Source organism: Lentzea californiensis (genome assembly GCF_024648825.1).
In the GTDB taxonomy this organism is placed as follows: domain Bacteria; phylum Actinomycetota; class Actinomycetes; order Mycobacteriales; family Pseudonocardiaceae; genus Lentzea; species Lentzea californiensis.
The window spans coordinates 226,239-241,622 of the sequence record NZ_JANBBE010000005.1; the positions used below are offsets into that span (position 1 = coordinate 226,239).

The window sequence follows — 15,384 nt, forward strand, 5'->3', positions numbered from 1 at the left end:
GCTTCCGGGCCGATCACTCATTCTGCGATGCGTCGGACGATGTCGCGCATGGTCTGCGATCGCAGACCCGCGAACCGTGCCCGCTCCAACCGCGTGGTCCAGTCCAGCTCGTCGAGTGCCGCTTCGTGGCGTTCCCGGACCGCTGCACACTTGAGCGGGTCGCTGCCGAGTCGGATGACCTCCAGTAGCACGCGGGTCGTTTCCGCTTGCAGCACAAGCGTTCTGGTGCGATAGGCGAGTTCGGTGAGGCGTTGGGCCAGGTCCTCCAGGAGAGCGGGGTCGATTTCGTCGTCCTGCAAGCCGATGCGCAGCCGGCACAGACCCCACATGATCTCCGTGGTCGCGCCGACCGCGTCGAAGGGGTCGACAAGGCCGGTGACCGCCTTGGAACGCACGATTTCCTCGACGTCGGCGGTCTCACCGATCGCCGTCTTGGCGAAGCACAGGTGGGCCAGGTACAGCTCGGCGGGCCGCGCCGCCAGTGATCCATGCGCTCCCTTGGCGTGGACGTCGACGCCGATCTTGGCTGCCAGGTCGAGAACACCGCGGTAGAGGCCGGCCGACTTTGCGGGCTCCCGTTGTTCGAGCTCGATGGCGAGCTGGCAGCGGCGGGTCGTCATCAGGGCGTGCAGGAACATGACGATTCCCGCGGGGACGACTCCTTCCGGAGCGGCGGCGACCTGGTCCACGAGACCGCTCAGCAGCAGATCGCTCAGCTCGGTCAGGCCGATCATGCCGGACCCGATCGCGGCGGCGACCAGTGTGGACATCCGCTCGGCCCCCGGCGGCATGGTCTCCGCGGCCGCCAGCACCTCGTCGAGCCGGTCCACCGCCTGCTCGGTCTCGCCCAGGAAGTAGGCGGTGGCCAAGCCGTACCCGAGGACCCTGGCCCGCGCGGTCTGGTCGCCGTCGGCCTCGGCCGACCGGAGAACAAGCCGGCAGGTGTCCTCGGCCTCTGCGTAGCGCACCAGCACGACCAACGCCGCCAGTCTCAGGTGCAGCAGTTCGCGCCATCGGGCTCGCGGACCTGGATCGGCCGGTTCAGGGCCCAGATCAGCTGTGCCTTCCACGACTTCGACGAACTGGCAAGCGTTGAGGAAGTGCCTCATCCGCGCGATCAGGGGATCTTCGGCCAACCTGCTTTCGAACACGAACGGTCATCTTCGTGCAGGGCGAATCGGCGCGCAACCGCGTCCGCCTGGGTGAGGTGCCCTCCAGCGGTGGCTGGTAACAGTCCACTGTGGCTGGTTGGTGAATGCGCTTCCACGATCGACATCGAGCTCGCTCAGGACGCTGCCACGAGCAGCTGTGCTCCGGTGGCGCGCAGTCGTTCGAGAGCCCGGCGGTTCTGGATCGGCGCGATGATGAGGGTGTGTTCTCCGCCCAGTGCGAGCCAGGGCGTTCCGCCGGTCGCGGCGAGAACATCAGCGGAGGCGAGCAAAACGGTGCGTCCGGAAGAGACAGTGGAGAACGCTTCGACGGCGGCAGACTGGTCTTCGTCGAGGTGCACCACGCCGTTGGCGTCCACGCGGTGGCACGGGAGGAAGGCCACGTCGACACGATCGCGCTGTCCGTCTTCCAAACCCGGCTTCAGCACCTCGCCGTGCAGCGTTCCGCCGGTGACGCGCACGGTGAAGCGGCCGAGGTCGTCCGCGAGCTGCGCGCACGCCGCCAGATCGCCGGTGACGACCGTGATGTCGGTGAGGTCGGAGCGCCGGTTCAACGCGGCGGCGACGTCGGCCGAAAGCCGACCGGCACCGAGGAAGACGGTGTCGTGCGAGCGCAGCAGGGCCGCGGCCATCACCGCCTCCGCCACGGGATCACGGCGAACTCGCAGTGACGCGCTCGCGGCTGGTTGCGCGCCTCCCCACACGCGGCGCACGTGCCCGGCGGCCTCCAGGTCACGCAGGTCGGACCGGATCGTCACTTCCGAAACCCGGAGCTGCTGACTGAGGTCGCCGATGCCGACGAAGTCCGCCCGTGCCACGATCTCCAGGAGCTGTCCCTGCCTGCGGACACGGTCCGACGGTGGTCGTCCCGCCATCCCGTCCTCCTCGCCACTGGCCGGCGTCGCCACGGGCTGTGAGCGTTCTGGAGCCGCCGCTCACCCAGTGTACATTTAGGTTTCAACATTCTCGCCTTCGAATGTGAAGATCCGGTACGACACGGCGAGCGAGGAGGAGTCGTGGCCACCGAGCAGGCACCCGGTGATCTCACCGTCACCGAACGCCGGCACCGCATCGTCGCCGTGGTCCGGCAGCTCGGGTTCGTCCAGGTGCGACCGCTCGCGCACGAGCTCGGCGTGTCCGAGGTGACCATCCGCCAGGACCTGCGATCGCTCGAGGAGTGCGGTGCGCTGCACCGGGTCCGCGGGGGAGCGGCGGCCACCTCCGGCACGACCGCGCCGGCACGACCGGCGCGCGCGGACTGGGCCGACCCCGCCGTGGGCACCATGGTGGCCGCATTCGTCCGCAGCGGGGACACGATCGTCCTCGACCACGCCACCGGCATCCGGGCCGTCGCGGAAGCGCTCGTCTCCCGGCGCGACCTGTCCGGCATCGTCGTGCACACCGAGTCGCTCCCCGTTCTCGCGCCGTTCGCGGGTCACTCCGACCGCTTCACCGTCGTCGTGCCCGCAGGAACGCTGGACGCGACCCACCGCGTCGTGCCCGACCGCGAGACCGAGACGAACGCGGACCTCGCCGTGCTCGGCGGTGCCGGCGTCAGCGTCGACGGACTCCTCGCGCGCACCGAACCCGAGGCCTTCGCCCGCCGCCGTGCCGCTTTCGCCGCCCGGCGGGGCATCGTCGTCGTCCCGCCCGACGCCCTCGACGCGCCGGGGGAGCACCTGGTCTGTTCCCTGGACCACGTCGACGCGTGCATCACGAGCCGGGCCCTCGACGAAGCGGTGGCCGGGCCGCTGCGCGCCGCGGGGCTCCGGATCTTCGCCGTCTCCTGACCCGGCGAAGCGCTTTCCCGCGGTGCGGCAGCTTGTGCCGCTGAGTGGAACGAGCGCATTCCCGCCCGGCGAGCCTTGTTAGCGTCCGGAACACATTCGCCGATCTCGTTCCTCCCGTGCTCCCCGAGCGCGGGATTTCCGGCGTTTTCTCGTTCCAGGGCAGGGAGGCCTTGTGGTTCGACGAATCTCCGCCGTCTGCATTTCCCTTCTCCTGATGACATCCGCAGTTCTGGCGCTTCCGGCCGCCGCCTCGGTCCCGCGCCCGGTCGTCGTCGTTGCGGGCACGTTCGGTCCCGCGTTCTTCTACAAGCCGCTCGTCGATCGCCTTCGCGCGGACGGACGTCCGGTGGCGGTCTTCCCGCTCACCGGCCTGGGAACGGCCGACATCCGCGTCTCCGCACGCGATCTGAACAGGTTCGCCGACGACTTCCGCGCCGCAACGGGCGCAAGTCGGGTCGACCTCGTCGCGCACTCGCAAGGCGGGCTGGTCGCCCGGCGGTACCTGAAGAACGAGGGCGGCGCGGGAGAGGTCGCGAACCTGGTCAACCTCTCCACGCCCCACTACGGCACCGTCGCCGCGGACATCGCCGACTTCTTCGGCGGTGGCGACTGCCTGAGAATCGCCGCCTGCCAGCAGATGAAGGTGGGATCTGACTTCCTGAGCAGCCTGAACGCCGGGGACGACACGGTCGGGGCGGTGCGGTACACGAACCTCTACACCCGCTTCGACGCGCTCGTGCGACCGATCGACAACGCCCGGATGAACGACGGCGCCACGAACGTCCTGGTCCAGTCGCAGTGCCCGTACCGCGTTGTGGTCCATCTCGGCATGCCCTTCGACGGCACGGTCTACAGCGGGGTCCAAGACGCGCTGCAGGGCAGGGCGATCGCGTTGGACTGTTCCGCAGCCTGACCGGCATTCGACGGAGAACTGCGAGTTCTTGTTTCGGTGGACGGCACTTCCGTTGAGGACTTCGTCCTCTGCTTCCTAGTGTTCGCCCCGGATCTCCGGTCGACGGAGTGACCGGAGATCCGATCCGGCGGGAATCGGCGAATCGAACTGCGGCCTGCTGTTCGGGTCACGGATCTTCCGCGGGGCAGGTGATTCGCGCCGGACACCCTGCAACTGTTCGACAGAAGGGTTCAGTCGTATGAAAACGATGTTTTCGCGGAGGGCCGCGGCCGTACTGGCCGTGAGTGCCGCGATCTTCGGTCTGGTACCGGCGGGGACGGCCAGTGCGGCCCAGCAGTGCGACTTCTCGTTCAGCACGGGCAAGTTCGGGTGCAACGGTTCCAGCAGCGTGCGCAAGAGCACGGACGTCATCGGTGCCCGCATCTACACCGGTACCGACTACACCGGCGACATGCTCACCATCTGGGTACCGCAGCCGTGCCCGAAGAACGACAAGGTCGACCACTTCATGGCGCTCAACGACAGTGCCTGGCGCAACCGGGTCAACTCCGCGCAGGCGTTCTCAACCTGCTGGGTGTGGCTCTACCGCAACGACGGCAACCGCGACGGCCCGTTCCAAGGCAACCACCCGGACCTCACCTTCGCCGGGTACCGCACCTCCCAGATCGGCCTGAGCTGAAGGAGCACGACATGATCAGCAGGAGCAAGGTCCTGGCGGCGTTGGCGATGGCGGTCGCGGCCATGTTCACGGCCCTGCCGGCCGCGAACGCCACGCACGAGGGCCAGCCGACCACGCAGGAACTGATGTACAGGTGCGTGGGTGCGGACTACTGCCAGTTCAAGCCCAACGGCGCCATGGAGATCTTCAGCGGCTCCCGTGAGCTGGCGGGCAGCGGGACCAACTGCACGAGCAGCCTGATGACCAGGGTCATCAACTACTCCGCGACCACCGGCACGAAGAACACGTTCGGTGTGGAGATCAGCGGCGGCGTCCAGCTCGGGAAGATCTTCGAGGCGTCCATCAAGGCGAACTACTCCCGTGAGTGGTCGTTCTCGGAGACGAAGACGGACGAGATCCGCCAAGAGATCAACCCCCGCAAGAAGGTGAACATCTTCGCCTCGAAGCAGAAGTCGCGCGTGAACGGCACGTGGGAGATCCACTTCGGCCAGCGCTACTACGGTCACTACTACTGGTACGTGAACGGCAGCGTCGACGGCCAGACCAAGGGCCAGGCGTGGGATATCAGGGCCGAGGAAGTCAACGCGGTCTGCTGAGTCCCATCGTCCACCGGGGCCCCGGCACTCTTCCGGCCGGGGCCCCTCGACCCGCGAGGCCCACCATGCTGATCAAATCGCTCGCGTGCCTGACCCTGCTGTTCGTACTGGGCATGGGCACAGCCGCCGCCCACGTGACCGCGCACGCACCGGACAGTCCGCCGGAGAAGGGCGGGCACGGCACCGTCGTGCTGCGCGTGCCGAACGAGGAAACGCAGCCCACCACACGCTTCGAAGTCACGCTCTCACCTTCCTTCGGCGTCACGACCGCCCGCACCCGCCCCGTCCCCGGCTGGGACGCCGCAGTGCAGCGCGGTGACGGCGGTGTGGTCACCGCGGTCATCTGGACCGCCCGGCCCGACAGCGGTATCCCCGGCGGGAACGAGCACTACGAGGACTTCGGCGTCACTCTTGGGCCCCTGCCCGCCGACGCCGACCACGTCCTGCTGCCCGCCACCCAGGTCCTCTCCGACGGCAGCACGGTGAGGTGGAACGACCAGCCGGACCGTCCCGCGCCGGTGGTCACGCTCGCCGAGCCGTCCAGGCACGGACACCACGCCACGATCACCTCCGACGTGCCCTGGGGTGCGGTGGTGGGCCTGCTCACCGTAGGACTGCTGCTGGCCGTCGGCGGGTTCGTCCTCATCCGCCGCAAGGAGATCTCATGACGCGCGTGCTGCTCGTGGTGTTCTTGCTGTTCCTCTGCCTCACGCCGCCGGCCTCGGCGTCACCCTCTCTGCTGACCGCCGACCCAGGCACGAATTCGACGATCTCGGTGGCGCCGCGGGACGTCCGGCTGACCTTTGACCGGACTATCGCCGGTGCCGGTCCGTACTCAATCGCCGTGACAGGCGGGGGCGAGCAGTGGTCCGAGCCGATGATCGGTGCCGACGACACCGTGCTGACAGTTCCGTTGCGTCCCGCGATGCCGGCAGGCGACTACCTCGTCAGCTACGAGCTCACACCTCCGGACGGCGTGCAGGTGAAGGGGGAGTACCGGTTCTCGCTCCAGGGCAGGGCCGCGACACCGTGGTGGGTGTGGCTCGTGGTGGGAGCGACCGTCGTCGGCGTGGCCGCGACGGCCTACCGGCTGGCGCACCGCTGAACGCGCACTACGAGGGTGTCCGCATCTCGTCGAGTCAGTCCGTCGACGCGATGGCGTCTTTGATGGCTTGTGCGTCGCTGTCGAGGAGCGACCTCTCGCGTTCCGGCGACTCGGCCTTGAGGGTCCATCCGTCTCCTGCGTAGCGGGGGATGACGTGAAGGTGGAAGTGGAAGACCGTCTGGAAGGCGACTTCGCCGTCGCAGAGCAGGACGTTGATCCCCTCGCAGCCCATGCTTGAACGTCGCAAGGCTCGCGCCATGTTGTGACCGACCGACCAGACGTGAGCGCTCGTGGCTCCATCGAGGTCTTCGAGGCCCACCGCGTGCTCGCGTGGCACGACGAGAAGATGGCCAGGTGTAACGGGGTTCAGGTCCATGAAGGCGACGACGGTCTCGTCCTCGTACACCACACTGGCCTCGGCCTGCCGCGCCACAATGGCACAGAAGATGCACTCCTGCGCTGCCGATGCCGCGTTCTGTGTCATGCGCGCAATAGTCCCAGTGAGGTTCACCCCAGGCAGTGGACACCGAGTTAGCAGGACCGCCGGTTCTGCTAAAAGGATGTCCATATGCCTCCTCGTAAGCGCCGGTCGTACACGGCTGAGTACAAGGTCGAGGCTGCGCATCGTGTGATCGATTCCAGCCACACCTTGTCCACCGGGTTGGCCAGCGTGGTGCCGAACTCGCCCATCATCAGCGGTGCGATGTTCTGCTTGTACGGGTAACCCCAGTACTTGTCCCAGATCGCCGGCATGTTCGCCGGGTAGTCGGGCGCGCTGAACCATGGCTGGTTGTAGACCGAGGTGGCGTACTCGTGCGGGGAGTAGACCAGCCGCCCCGGCACGGACAGCCGCACCGGGAACTGACCGGCCTTGGACAGGTTGCCACCCCACCAGCCGCAGTCCTCGTCGTTGGACGGGTCGCCGTCCCAGACGTTCGAGAGGCCGCCGCTCGGGCAGCGACCGCTGTTGCGCCACACCACCGATCGGAGCGGTCCGTCCCGAAGCTAGGTGGGGCGGATGTCCCACGAGCGACGATCAGTTCAAGAGCAGGCAGAACTCGTTGCCCTCCGGATCGCACAGGACGATCGAATCGGCCCGACATCCTTGGCCGATGTCGACGCGCTTGGCCCCGCGCGCCAGCAGATTCGCGAGGGCTTCGTCGAGATCATCGGCGTAGAGGTCGAGGTGCAGCCGGTTCTTGACCACTTTCCGATCGGAGTTGGCGTAGAAGAACAGGCGGGCCCAGCGAGCCTCGGGCGGATGTATCTCCACACCTTCCTCGTTCTTCGAGGCGACCTCCCAGCCCAATGACTCGGCCCACCAGCGGGCCAGAGCCAAGGGGTTTTCGGAGTCGATCGTCAGCGCTCCCCAGCTGAGGTCCATGAATCCACGGTAAGGGAGGGTGCGCGCATTCGCCGCTCGGCAGTCGCCGGTGCCGGCGCTGCCGCGGCAAGTCCGATCTTCGGGTCACGCGGCGCGACGGACCGCCGACAGCGCTTCGAGCAGCGCGGGCGCCAGCTCGGGCCGGCAGATCAGCAGGTCCGGGATGCTCGCGTCCGGGTTCCCGTAGAGCAACGGGGCGCCGTCGATCCGGGAGGTGTGCGCCCCGGCCACCCGCGCCACCGCGACCGGCGCGGCGCTGTCCCACTCGTACTGGCCGCCGTCGTGCACATACGCGTCCGCCGCACCCGTGCACACCTCGACGGCCTTGACGCCCGCCGAGCCCATGGGGACCAGGTCGACGTCCATCACCTCGGTCAGGGCGTCGACCAGCGGCGGGCGGTGGCTGCGGCTCACCACGACGCGTGGCCGGGCGCGGTGCGGAGCAGCGGGCAGCGGCTCGGGCGACGCTGTGTCGTGCGTGCGGCCCGAGGAGAGCGCGACGGCCCCCGCCACGAGCACCCCTCCGTCGGCGAGGGCGACGTGCACGGCCCAGTCGCTGCGTTCGCGGTCGCAGTACTCGCGGGTGCCGTCGAGCGGGTCCACGATCCACAGCCTGCCGACGCGCGCGTCGTCCGGGACCCGGCCGTCCGCCGGCATGCCCTCCTCGGACAGCACCGCGTCGTCAGGCCTCAGCTTGCGCAGTGCGTCGACCAGCAGGACGTGCGCCTGCCGGTCGCCCTCTTGGCCGAGGCCGCGGCCTTTCAGGTCGCCCCGTTCCCAGCGCAGCCGGAGCAGCATGTCGCGGGCCTTCGCGGCGAGTTGGCGGGCGAGCGCGTGGTCATCCACAGGTCAGCCCTCCTACGGCGCAGTCCAATCGCATGGCCATCCCTTCACAGCAGTGGTGACGGACTCGTGTTCCCGTTCCTGACCGAGGGTTGACGGCCTGATCCGCCCCTAAGTACTCCTCCACCTCCTGATCGCCTGCCGTGGGACCGCACATCCGCGAAACGCCTGGAGGAGTGGGTCGCGCGATTACCTGCCCGACGCGGCTTCACCGGATCGGCGTAACGCCATCGGAGCACCGCCGGTCACCCGGAAGGACGACTCGGCGCAGGACGAGCCGGGTAACCGAACAAGTGATCGGCGTGCTGAAGACGGCCGACGACGACAAGGGGGAGTCTCCCGTGACCACGACGCTGTGGTTGACAGGGCTGCCCTGCTCCGGCAAGTCGACCCTGGGGCGGGAGCTGGTCAACCGGTTCCGGGGCAGGCGCCCCGTGCAACACCTCGACGGCGGCGCCGTCCGCAGGGATCTTTTCCCCGAACTGGGGTTCAGCAAGGAAGACCGGATCGAGAACATCCGCCGCGTCGGCCGGCTGGCCACGATGCTGGCCTCGCACGACGTGCTCACCGTCGTGTCGGTGATCGCGCCGTTCCGCACCGCCCGCGCGGAAGTCCGCGCCGAACACGAGGACGCCGGGCTGACGTTCGTCGAGGTGCATGTCCACGCGCCGGTCGAGGTGTGCGCCGAACGCGACGTGAAAGGCCTGTACGCCAAGGCCGAGAACGGCGAAGTCGATGGCATGACCGGGGTGAGCGACGTCTACGAGGCGCCCGCCACGCCAGACGTGCGCGTGAACACCGCCGACACCGGTATCGAGGAGAGCCTGGAGATGATCGAACGCGCCCTGGAGCGCTGCGAGCAGGAGAGCCGTGAGCCGGACATCAGGGAGGTAGTGCTGCGATGAGCGCGCCGACGAAGGACTTGGCCTTCGCCGGCGTCACCCGGCCGGAGGCCGGGGTCGGCCAGGTCCTGCGCGAGGTCGCCGCGGGTTCGACGAACCCGCGCTGTTGTTCTCCGACAAGGAGTTCGAGGTCATGGTGCACCCGGTGGCCGCTCGCCGCCGGCACTGCGGGCGACACGGTGTCCTCGGTGACCGAAGGAAACGGTGATGAGTGACCGGACGCGGGTCGTGGTCGTCGGCACGGGCGCGAGCGGCACGCTGGCGGCGGTGCACCTGCTCCGCGCCGCGATCCGCCTGGAACTGGTCCTGGTCGACCGCAGCGGGGAGTTCGGGCCGGGCAAGGCGTACCGGACCGCCGACCCCGCGCACCTGCTGAACACCCCGGCCGGCAAGATGAGCGCCCTCGCCGACGACCCCGGCCACTTCGTGCGGTGGAGCCGGGCACAGGGCCGTGCGGTCGATGCCGGGACGTTCCTGCCGCGTGGCGACTACGGTCGCTACCTGGCCGAGGCGTTGTCCGAGCAGGAGCGGACCGCCGGCCGCTCCGCGGTGGTGCGGCGGGTCACCGACACCGCGACCGGTCTCGCCGCCGACGGCAACGGCGTGACCGTCGAACTCGCCAGGAACGGGTCGATGCGCGCGGATTTCGCTGTCCTGGCAACCGGTGTGGGCAGCGGCGACCCGCTGGCGGACATGCTGCCCGACGACTCACTGCGGTACGTGGTGGATCCGTGGGCCGGGCCGCTCGAGGTCGCCGACGGCTCAACCGTCCTGGTTCTCGGCACCGGACTGTCCATGATGGACCTGGCCGTGTCGATCACCCGGAAGAGCCCCGACTCGGTGGTGCACGCGGTGTCCCGGCACGGTCTGCTGCCGCGGCCGCATCGTCCCGGTCCGCCGGGCCCGCCGTCCGCGCCGGAGCCGCCCCAGCGTATCGGCTCGCTGGGTGATCTGCTGGGCTTCGCACGACGCTGCGTGGCCGCGGACCCGGACCGCTGGCGGGACTTCGTGGACCGGCTGCGCCCGCACGCGCCGCGCCTGTGGCAACAGCTCGACGTGGCCGACCGGCAGCGCTTCCTGGACCGGGTCGACCGCTACTGGGACGTGCACCGCCACCGCGCCGCGCCCGCCACCCACCGGCGCGTCCACGCGCTGCTGGGCGCAGGACGGCTGCGCCTGCATCGGGGCCGCGTCACGGCCGTCCGGCCCACCGGCGACGGCTTCGACGTCGAGTTGGCCGGAGGACCCGCCGCCACGCGGACACTGCGGGTGGGGTGGCTGCTCAACACCACCGGATTTCGCCGGGACGTCGGCGATCCGCTGGTGCACCGGCTGCTGGCGGACGGCACGGCACACCCCGACTTGGTCGGCTTGGGCGTGCGGACCGGTGGCGACGGCCGCATGCTGGACCGGCGGGGAGAACCGAGCCGCATCTTCACCCTGGGCGCGCTGCGCCGGGGCGAGCTGTTCGAGAGCACCGCCGTGCCGGAGATCCGGGCGCAGGCAGCCCGCATCGCGTCGACCGTGACCGCTCTCCCGACGCCGCCGGTTTAGGCCGGTGATCTACGGGCAAATCAAGAACCATCTCGCGGTCGCGGGCGGGGTACCCGCCGAGATCGCGCGGCCGGGCTCGCGCTCGCGTCGTCAATCCCTCCAACGTCAGGTCGAGGTGCACCGATGGGTGAGAAGGCGTCCGACTCCCTGACCGTCAAAGAGCTGTCCAAGAAGACCTGGAGCGACTTCGAGACCGTTCTCGGGGACAACGGCGGCGCCCGCGGATGCTGGTGCATGCACTGGCGGCTTTCCATCGCGGAGTGGATGGAGGGCAAGGGGGAGGGGAACAAGAAGGCGATGCGACGCCTCTCCCAGCGCAAGCAGCCGCCCGGCGTCCTCGTCTACCGCGACGACGAGCCGGTGGCATGGTGCTCGCTCGGACCGCGGGACTCGTTTCCACGGCTCGAGCGCTCGCCGCTGCTCTCGGACATCGACGACGAGCCGGTCTGCGCGATCGCGTGCGTCCTGGTGCACAAGAAGCACCGCGGTTCCGGCTTGCTGCCGGACGTCCTCGAGGCGGTCTGCGACTACGCGGCATCCGCGGGCTACAAGATCGCCGAGGGCTATCCGATCGAGCCCGCCAAGGGGAAGCGCGCAGGCGCGGACACGGCGATGACCGGGATCGCCAGTGCCTTCCTCGACGCGAAGTTCTCCGAGATCGCCCGCCCGCGTGGCGATCGGCCGATCATGCGGCGGAAACTCCGTTCCGGCACCTGACGCGAGGGGACGGCCGGTCAGCCCGCGGCGCGTTCGACCTGGCGGTGGCGACTCGCCTTCTCGCGGTTCCCGCAGGTGCTCATGCTGCACCAGCGGCGGCGTCGGCCCCGCGAGGAGTCGAGGAACAGCCAGCCGCACCTGCCGCACGCCCTGATCCGTTCGGGCGGAAGGGAGAACAGCGCCTGAACCGCCAGCAGGGACAAGATCGAGGGGATCGCTCCCGGTGCCGCCCAGTCCGCGACGAAGCGATCGAGTGAGGCGTCGATCTGCTGCACTCGCGCGGCTCCCACGCCCGTTCCGGCCCGTTCCAGCAGCGCGCCGAGAGGCTCGGCAGGCATTTCCTCGTTGCGCGCCACCGCGTTGAACACGGCCCACACCTGTTCGCGAACGGCTCGGAACTCCAGGACGAGATCAGCCGCGGATGCCTCCGCCAACGTCGGCGCCTCCTCGAACAGCCCTGCGGAGGCGCACCAGGCCAGGACGTCCGAGGGTGACTTCACCAACTCACCGTCTTCGACCGGGTGCATCCGGTCGAAGACGGTGTTCGTGAGGTCCAGCACCAGGTGGCCGCCGATGAAGTGGGCGGCCTGCCAGGGTGACCGGGCCCGTGCGGTGATGACGGTGACCATTGAACCAATCGTATGTGGTTTCCCGGTTTCAGGCCACGAAGGCCGGTGCCGGCCTTCGGCGTGGCCGTGTGGGCCGGGTGCGCGACCGGGCCCACACGGCACTCCCACCCGATCTACTGGACCTCTCCCTGGAAGCGCTTCCGGAAGAGGACGGTCGCGATGATCGCCGCGACCGCGAACCCGACCGCGAACCAGAGTGCCCAGCGCCAGCCCACGAGGACGGCGCCGGGTGCCCCCGCCCCACCGGAGATCGTGGTGAAGTGCGCCGCCACCGAGGTCAGAACGCCCACGCCCACGGCCAGCCCCAACTGCTGGGACACGTTGATCAGGGAGCCCGCCGTGGCCTGCCTGCCCTCGTCGACGCCGTTCGTGCCGGCGATGCTCGTCGTGATCAGCGCGATGATGTGGCCGAAGGCGTTCACGGAGGTGCCGATGAGGACGAGGGTGAGCCCGTGCCCCTCCGGGAGGCCCACCATGACCAGGATGCCGAGCGTCTCGATGATGATCGCGACCAGGAGAACGCGGTACAGCCCGAACCGCTCGGTGAGTTTGCTCGCGTAGATACCGGTGACGATCGCGATCGCTCCGGAGACCGAGAACACCAGACCCGTCGGGAGCGCGCCCATGCCGAGGTGCTGCTGGAGGTAGAGGGTGAGGATGAACAGCATCCCGCCGTAGGAGCAGATCAGCAGGATGTTGACCAGGTTGGCCGGGCCGATGGCGGACACGCGGAAGATCGAGAGCGGTACGAGCGGGTTGTCCTTTCGGGACTCAACCCGGAGGAAGAGGGCGACGGCGGGCACCGCGATCGCGGCGGCCACGAGGATCGGCGCCGACAACCAGCCGTACTTCCCCGCTTCGGTGAGGGCGAACACGAAGGCGACCATGCCTGTGGTCGCCAAGGCCGCGCCGGCGAAGTCGAGGTTGCGGGATGCGCGCGAGTCCCGGCTCTCGTCGAGGTAGGCCCTGGCGAGGAGCCAGGCGACCAGGACGATCGGCACGTTGATCAGGAAGACGGACCTCCAGCCGGCGAACTCGGTGAGCACACCACCGAGGACCATGCCGGAGACGAATCCCGCCGACAGCGCCGATCCGTAGATGCCGAGAGCGCGGTCTCGTTGCGGTCCTTCCGGGATGGCCGATTGGAGGAGCCCGAGACCCGCCGGGGCGACGAAGGCGGCGGCGACACCCTGCAGGGCGCGGCCCGCGATGAGGACCGCCGGTGACCAGGCGAGGCCAGCGACCAGCGAAGCGAGGACGAAGCCGACGAGGCTCCACATGAACACCCGCTTCCGTCCGAACAGGTCGGCGACCCTTCCCCCGAGGAGGAGGAAGCCGCAGAAAGCGAGTGGATAGGCGGACAGGACCCATGCGACGCCGCCCCCGGAGGCGAAGTTCAGCCCTTCGCTGATGCTCGGGGCGGCGACGTTGATGATGGAGTAGTCGAGCGCGATCAAGAACTGGGTGCCGCAGATGACGGTGAGCTGCCAGAACTGCCGGGATCCGAGTTTGTTCTCGCCCTTCTCAGCCGTGCGGGACGACGCTTCCGCCATGCCAGATTCCTTTCGCTTCTGTCGACCGTCAGTTCGAGCGAGAACTCGATCAGGCCGAGGCGATCCCGGAGCGCGGCATGATTCCCGCACACGACGGGCACAGCGCCACGGGGCGATGGGTAACCTTTAAAAGCACCATTTAAGGTTACCTACTGTCACGCTGGGTCGCGAGTCGATCACGCAGGCGGGGAAGTTCCGCATCCAGGGCCGGTCTCGGCGCAGCCGCGTTCTCGTTCCACGTGGCCCCATCGGGGCTTCGGCGCGGTTGTGCGGTCTCCTGTGCGGGACCAGTCGTCTGCGCAGGCGCCGGGGGCAGGAACGTGCGGTGGAGTTGCGTTGCCACGTTGAACACGTCGTGTTCGGCGCAGGTGATGGAGATCCGTCGCGAATGGACGGTCATGTCCTGCACGGAGGTGCGGTGCGTCTTGAGCGTGTCCACCACGAGGTTTCGCACCTCGTTGTGGTGGGCGGGGAGCCCGCGGCCCACCAACGACACCTTCCCCATCGGCCCGGACCAGTGGCGCCTGGTGAAGGCGCCGGCGGCGTGCAGGTCGGCGAGGACCCGCTCGGCCTCGTGCCGGTTGGCGGCCGGTGCGATGAACCGCAGCGGACGAGCGGCGCTGGCCGATCCGGCGGTCGCGTCGTCGACGATCTCCGCGGACAGCACCGGATCGGCCAGCGCGGCGGTGATCGCGGTCAGGGCGACGGGGTCGACCCCGTCGAGTTGACCGCACAGCCGGCCGGTCTGGTGGGCGATGCCGACCGCGGTGAACCGCTCGCCATCGGGCGGGATCGGGTGGGAGCCGGTCACCCACGTCCCGGCGGCGTGGGTCGCACTGGGGCGGACGTGGAGGGCAACACGGTGGTTCCTGGCGTACTCCACGCTGGGATGGGCGAGTACCGCGGCGCCGTGGGCGGCCAGCTCGGCCATGTCCCCGTAGGAGAGGTGGTCCACCTTGCGGGCTTCGGCGACGTGTCGCGGATCGGCGGTGAACACCCCCTCGACGTCGGTGAAGATCTCGCACACCTCGGCCCCCAACGCTGCGGCCAGGGCCACGGCTGTGGTGTCGGAGCCGCCTCGGCTCAGGGTCGTGAGCTCGCCGGTGTCCGTGGCGACACCCTGAAAACCCGTCACCACGGGGACGATGCCGGAGTGGACGCATTCGCGGATCCTGACGGCGTCGACGCTGACGATGCTTGCGCTGCCGTGCACCCCGTCGGTGAGGATGCCGCCGTCGCGGCCGCTGAACGAGCGGGCGGGCACGCCCAGCTCGTGCAGCGCCAGGGCGAGCGCCGCGGCAGAGGCTCGTTCACCGGTGCTGAGCAGGACGTCCAGTTCGCGAGCGTGTGGGCTGTCGGTGATGTCGTGTGCCAGGTTGAGCATGGTGTCGGTGGTGCTGCCCATCGCGGAGACAACGGCGACCACGTATCTGTCCTCGGCGGCGATGCGCTGCGCCGCGTGCCTGATCTTGTTCGCGTCACACAACGACGTTCCGCCGTACTTCTGTACTACCAGGTTCATCGGCTTACCCCGCAAGAGCTTCCCCTGT

General features: G+C 69.1%; 19 protein-coding genes. 9 read left to right on the forward strand and 10 right to left on the reverse strand.

Annotated features, from left to right (window positions below):
- Window positions 1–17: 17 nt before the first annotated feature.
- Both LX88_RS20570 and LX88_RS20575 read right to left on the reverse strand, forming a co-directional pair.
- A complete protein-coding gene (locus tag LX88_RS20570; protein ID WP_258949403.1) occupies window positions 18–1,151 on the reverse strand; it encodes a hypothetical protein in 1,134 nt (377 codons plus the stop codon).
- A 134-nt stretch (window positions 1,152–1,285) separates the two neighbouring features.
- Window positions 1,286–2,044 carry a DeoR family transcriptional regulator gene (locus LX88_RS20575; protein WP_258949404.1) on the reverse strand — a complete coding sequence of 253 codons (759 nt, stop codon included), beginning with the start codon at window positions 2,042–2,044 and terminating at the stop codon, window positions 1,286–1,288.
- 141 nt (window positions 2,045–2,185) lie between these two features.
- Here LX88_RS20575 and LX88_RS20580 point away from each other — a divergent pair, with 141 nt between their 5' ends.
- The 6 genes from LX88_RS20580 (at window position 2,186) to LX88_RS20605 (ending at window position 6,252) form a co-directional block, all read left to right on the forward strand.
- Entirely contained in the window at window positions 2,186–2,959 is a 774-nt protein-coding gene (locus LX88_RS20580; protein ID WP_258949405.1) for a DeoR/GlpR family DNA-binding transcription regulator, read from the forward strand.
- Between the two features lie 214 nt (window positions 2,960–3,173).
- Window positions 3,174–3,872 (forward strand): esterase/lipase family protein, encoded by a 699-nt coding sequence (locus LX88_RS20585; RefSeq protein ID WP_258949406.1) that lies wholly within the window; start codon window positions 3,174–3,176, stop codon window positions 3,870–3,872.
- Between the two features lie 247 nt (window positions 3,873–4,119).
- A complete protein-coding gene (locus LX88_RS20590; protein ID WP_258949407.1) occupies window positions 4,120–4,551 on the forward strand; it encodes a hypothetical protein in 432 nt (143 codons plus the stop codon).
- Between the two features lie 11 nt (window positions 4,552–4,562).
- Window positions 4,563–5,147 (forward strand): hypothetical protein, encoded by a 585-nt coding sequence (locus LX88_RS20595; RefSeq protein WP_258949408.1) that lies wholly within the window; start codon window positions 4,563–4,565, stop codon window positions 5,145–5,147.
- Between the two features lie 65 nt (window positions 5,148–5,212).
- Window positions 5,213–5,815, forward strand: a complete 603-nt coding sequence (locus LX88_RS20600) for a DUF1775 domain-containing protein (protein ID WP_258949409.1) — start codon at window positions 5,213–5,215, stop codon at window positions 5,813–5,815.
- The gene (locus LX88_RS20605; RefSeq protein WP_258949410.1) at window positions 5,812–6,252 is read left to right on the forward strand and encodes a copper resistance CopC family protein; all 441 of its coding nucleotides are present in this window, start codon (window positions 5,812–5,814) and stop codon (window positions 6,250–6,252) included. The genes LX88_RS20600 and LX88_RS20605 overlap by 4 nt, the downstream gene beginning before the upstream one ends.
- 34 nt (window positions 6,253–6,286) lie before the next feature.
- On the opposite strand, the gene LX88_RS20610 is transcribed toward LX88_RS20605, so the two are convergent.
- The 4 genes from LX88_RS20610 to LX88_RS20625 all read right to left on the reverse strand — a co-directional run bounded on the left by LX88_RS20610 (window position 6,287) and on the right by LX88_RS20625 (window position 8,482).
- Window positions 6,287–6,736 carry an HIT family protein gene (locus LX88_RS20610; protein ID WP_258949411.1) on the reverse strand — a complete coding sequence of 150 codons (450 nt, stop codon included), beginning with the start codon at window positions 6,734–6,736 and terminating at the stop codon, window positions 6,287–6,289.
- Between the two features lie 68 nt (window positions 6,737–6,804).
- On the reverse strand, window positions 6,805–7,233 hold the full coding sequence (locus LX88_RS20615; RefSeq protein ID WP_258949412.1) for a cellulase family glycosylhydrolase: 429 nt from the start codon (window positions 7,231–7,233) through the stop codon (window positions 6,805–6,807).
- A gap of 55 nt (window positions 7,234–7,288) precedes the next feature.
- Window positions 7,289–7,636, reverse strand: a complete 348-nt coding sequence (locus LX88_RS20620; protein ID WP_258949413.1) for a VOC family protein — start codon at window positions 7,634–7,636, stop codon at window positions 7,289–7,291.
- Window positions 7,637–7,720: 84 nt separating this feature from the next.
- Window positions 7,721–8,482, reverse strand: coding sequence for an inositol monophosphatase family protein (locus LX88_RS20625; RefSeq protein WP_258949414.1), 762 nt, complete (start codon window positions 8,480–8,482; stop codon window positions 7,721–7,723).
- 299 nt (window positions 8,483–8,781) lie between these two features.
- Here LX88_RS20625 and cysC point away from each other — a divergent pair, with 299 nt between their 5' ends.
- The gene (cysC, locus tag LX88_RS20630; RefSeq protein ID WP_258949415.1) at window positions 8,782–9,384 is read left to right on the forward strand and encodes an adenylyl-sulfate kinase; all 603 of its coding nucleotides are present in this window, start codon (window positions 8,782–8,784) and stop codon (window positions 9,382–9,384) included.
- Here cysC and LX88_RS20635 read toward each other — a convergent pair.
- Entirely contained in the window at window positions 9,362–9,559 is a 198-nt protein-coding gene (locus tag LX88_RS20635; RefSeq protein ID WP_258949416.1) for a hypothetical protein, read from the reverse strand. The two genes, cysC and LX88_RS20635, sit on opposite strands and share 23 nt — an antisense overlap.
- 29 nt (window positions 9,560–9,588) lie before the next feature.
- Here LX88_RS20635 and LX88_RS20640 point away from each other — a divergent pair, with 29 nt between their 5' ends.
- Both LX88_RS20640 and LX88_RS20645 read left to right on the forward strand, forming a co-directional pair.
- On the forward strand, window positions 9,589–10,935 hold the full coding sequence (locus LX88_RS20640; RefSeq protein WP_258949417.1) for an FAD/NAD(P)-binding protein: 1,347 nt from the start codon (window positions 9,589–9,591) through the stop codon (window positions 10,933–10,935).
- A 123-nt stretch (window positions 10,936–11,058) separates the two neighbouring features.
- Window positions 11,059–11,652 (forward strand): GNAT family N-acetyltransferase, encoded by a 594-nt coding sequence (locus LX88_RS20645; protein ID WP_258949418.1) that lies wholly within the window; start codon window positions 11,059–11,061, stop codon window positions 11,650–11,652.
- A 17-nt stretch (window positions 11,653–11,669) separates the two neighbouring features.
- Here LX88_RS20645 and LX88_RS20650 read toward each other — a convergent pair whose 3' ends face one another.
- The 3 genes from LX88_RS20650 to LX88_RS20660 form a co-directional block, all read right to left on the reverse strand.
- Window positions 11,670–12,281, reverse strand: a complete 612-nt coding sequence (locus LX88_RS20650; protein ID WP_258949419.1) for a CGNR zinc finger domain-containing protein — start codon at window positions 12,279–12,281, stop codon at window positions 11,670–11,672.
- A 113-nt stretch (window positions 12,282–12,394) separates the two neighbouring features.
- Entirely contained in the window at window positions 12,395–13,834 is a 1,440-nt protein-coding gene (locus tag LX88_RS20655; protein ID WP_258949420.1) for an MFS transporter, read from the reverse strand.
- A 145-nt stretch (window positions 13,835–13,979) separates the two neighbouring features.
- Window positions 13,980–15,356 carry an aspartate kinase gene (locus LX88_RS20660; protein ID WP_258949421.1) on the reverse strand — a complete coding sequence of 459 codons (1,377 nt, stop codon included), beginning with the start codon at window positions 15,354–15,356 and terminating at the stop codon, window positions 13,980–13,982.
- Between the last annotated feature and the right edge of the window lie 28 nt (window positions 15,357–15,384).

Coding starts and splice junctions, on each gene's coding strand:
- LX88_RS20600 (WP_258949409.1), top strand. CDS start 5,213: ATGCTGATCAAATCGCTCGCGTGCCTGACCCTGCTGTTCGTACTGGGC.
- LX88_RS20640 (WP_258949417.1), top strand. CDS start 9,589: ATGAGTGACCGGACGCGGGTCGTGGTCGTCGGCACGGGCGCGAGCGGC.
- LX88_RS20590 (WP_258949407.1), top strand. CDS start 4,120: ATGTTTTCGCGGAGGGCCGCGGCCGTACTGGCCGTGAGTGCCGCGATC.
- LX88_RS20595 (WP_258949408.1), top strand. CDS start 4,563: ATGATCAGCAGGAGCAAGGTCCTGGCGGCGTTGGCGATGGCGGTCGCG.
- LX88_RS20650 (WP_258949419.1), bottom strand. CDS start 12,281: ATGGTCACCGTCATCACCGCACGGGCCCGGTCACCCTGGCAGGCCGCC.
- LX88_RS20660 (WP_258949421.1), bottom strand. CDS start 15,356: ATGAACCTGGTAGTACAGAAGTACGGCGGAACGTCGTTGTGTGACGCG.
- LX88_RS20575 (WP_258949404.1), bottom strand. CDS start 2,044: ATGGCGGGACGACCACCGTCGGACCGTGTCCGCAGGCAGGGACAGCTC.
- LX88_RS20655 (WP_258949420.1), bottom strand. CDS start 13,834: ATGGCGGAAGCGTCGTCCCGCACGGCTGAGAAGGGCGAGAACAAACTC.
- LX88_RS20610 (WP_258949411.1), bottom strand. CDS start 6,736: ATGACACAGAACGCGGCATCGGCAGCGCAGGAGTGCATCTTCTGTGCC.
- LX88_RS20605 (WP_258949410.1), top strand. CDS start 5,812: ATGACGCGCGTGCTGCTCGTGGTGTTCTTGCTGTTCCTCTGCCTCACG.
- LX88_RS20585 (WP_258949406.1), top strand. CDS start 3,174: ATGACATCCGCAGTTCTGGCGCTTCCGGCCGCCGCCTCGGTCCCGCGC.
- LX88_RS20620 (WP_258949413.1), bottom strand. CDS start 7,636: ATGGACCTCAGCTGGGGAGCGCTGACGATCGACTCCGAAAACCCCTTG.
- LX88_RS20645 (WP_258949418.1), top strand. CDS start 11,059: ATGGGTGAGAAGGCGTCCGACTCCCTGACCGTCAAAGAGCTGTCCAAG.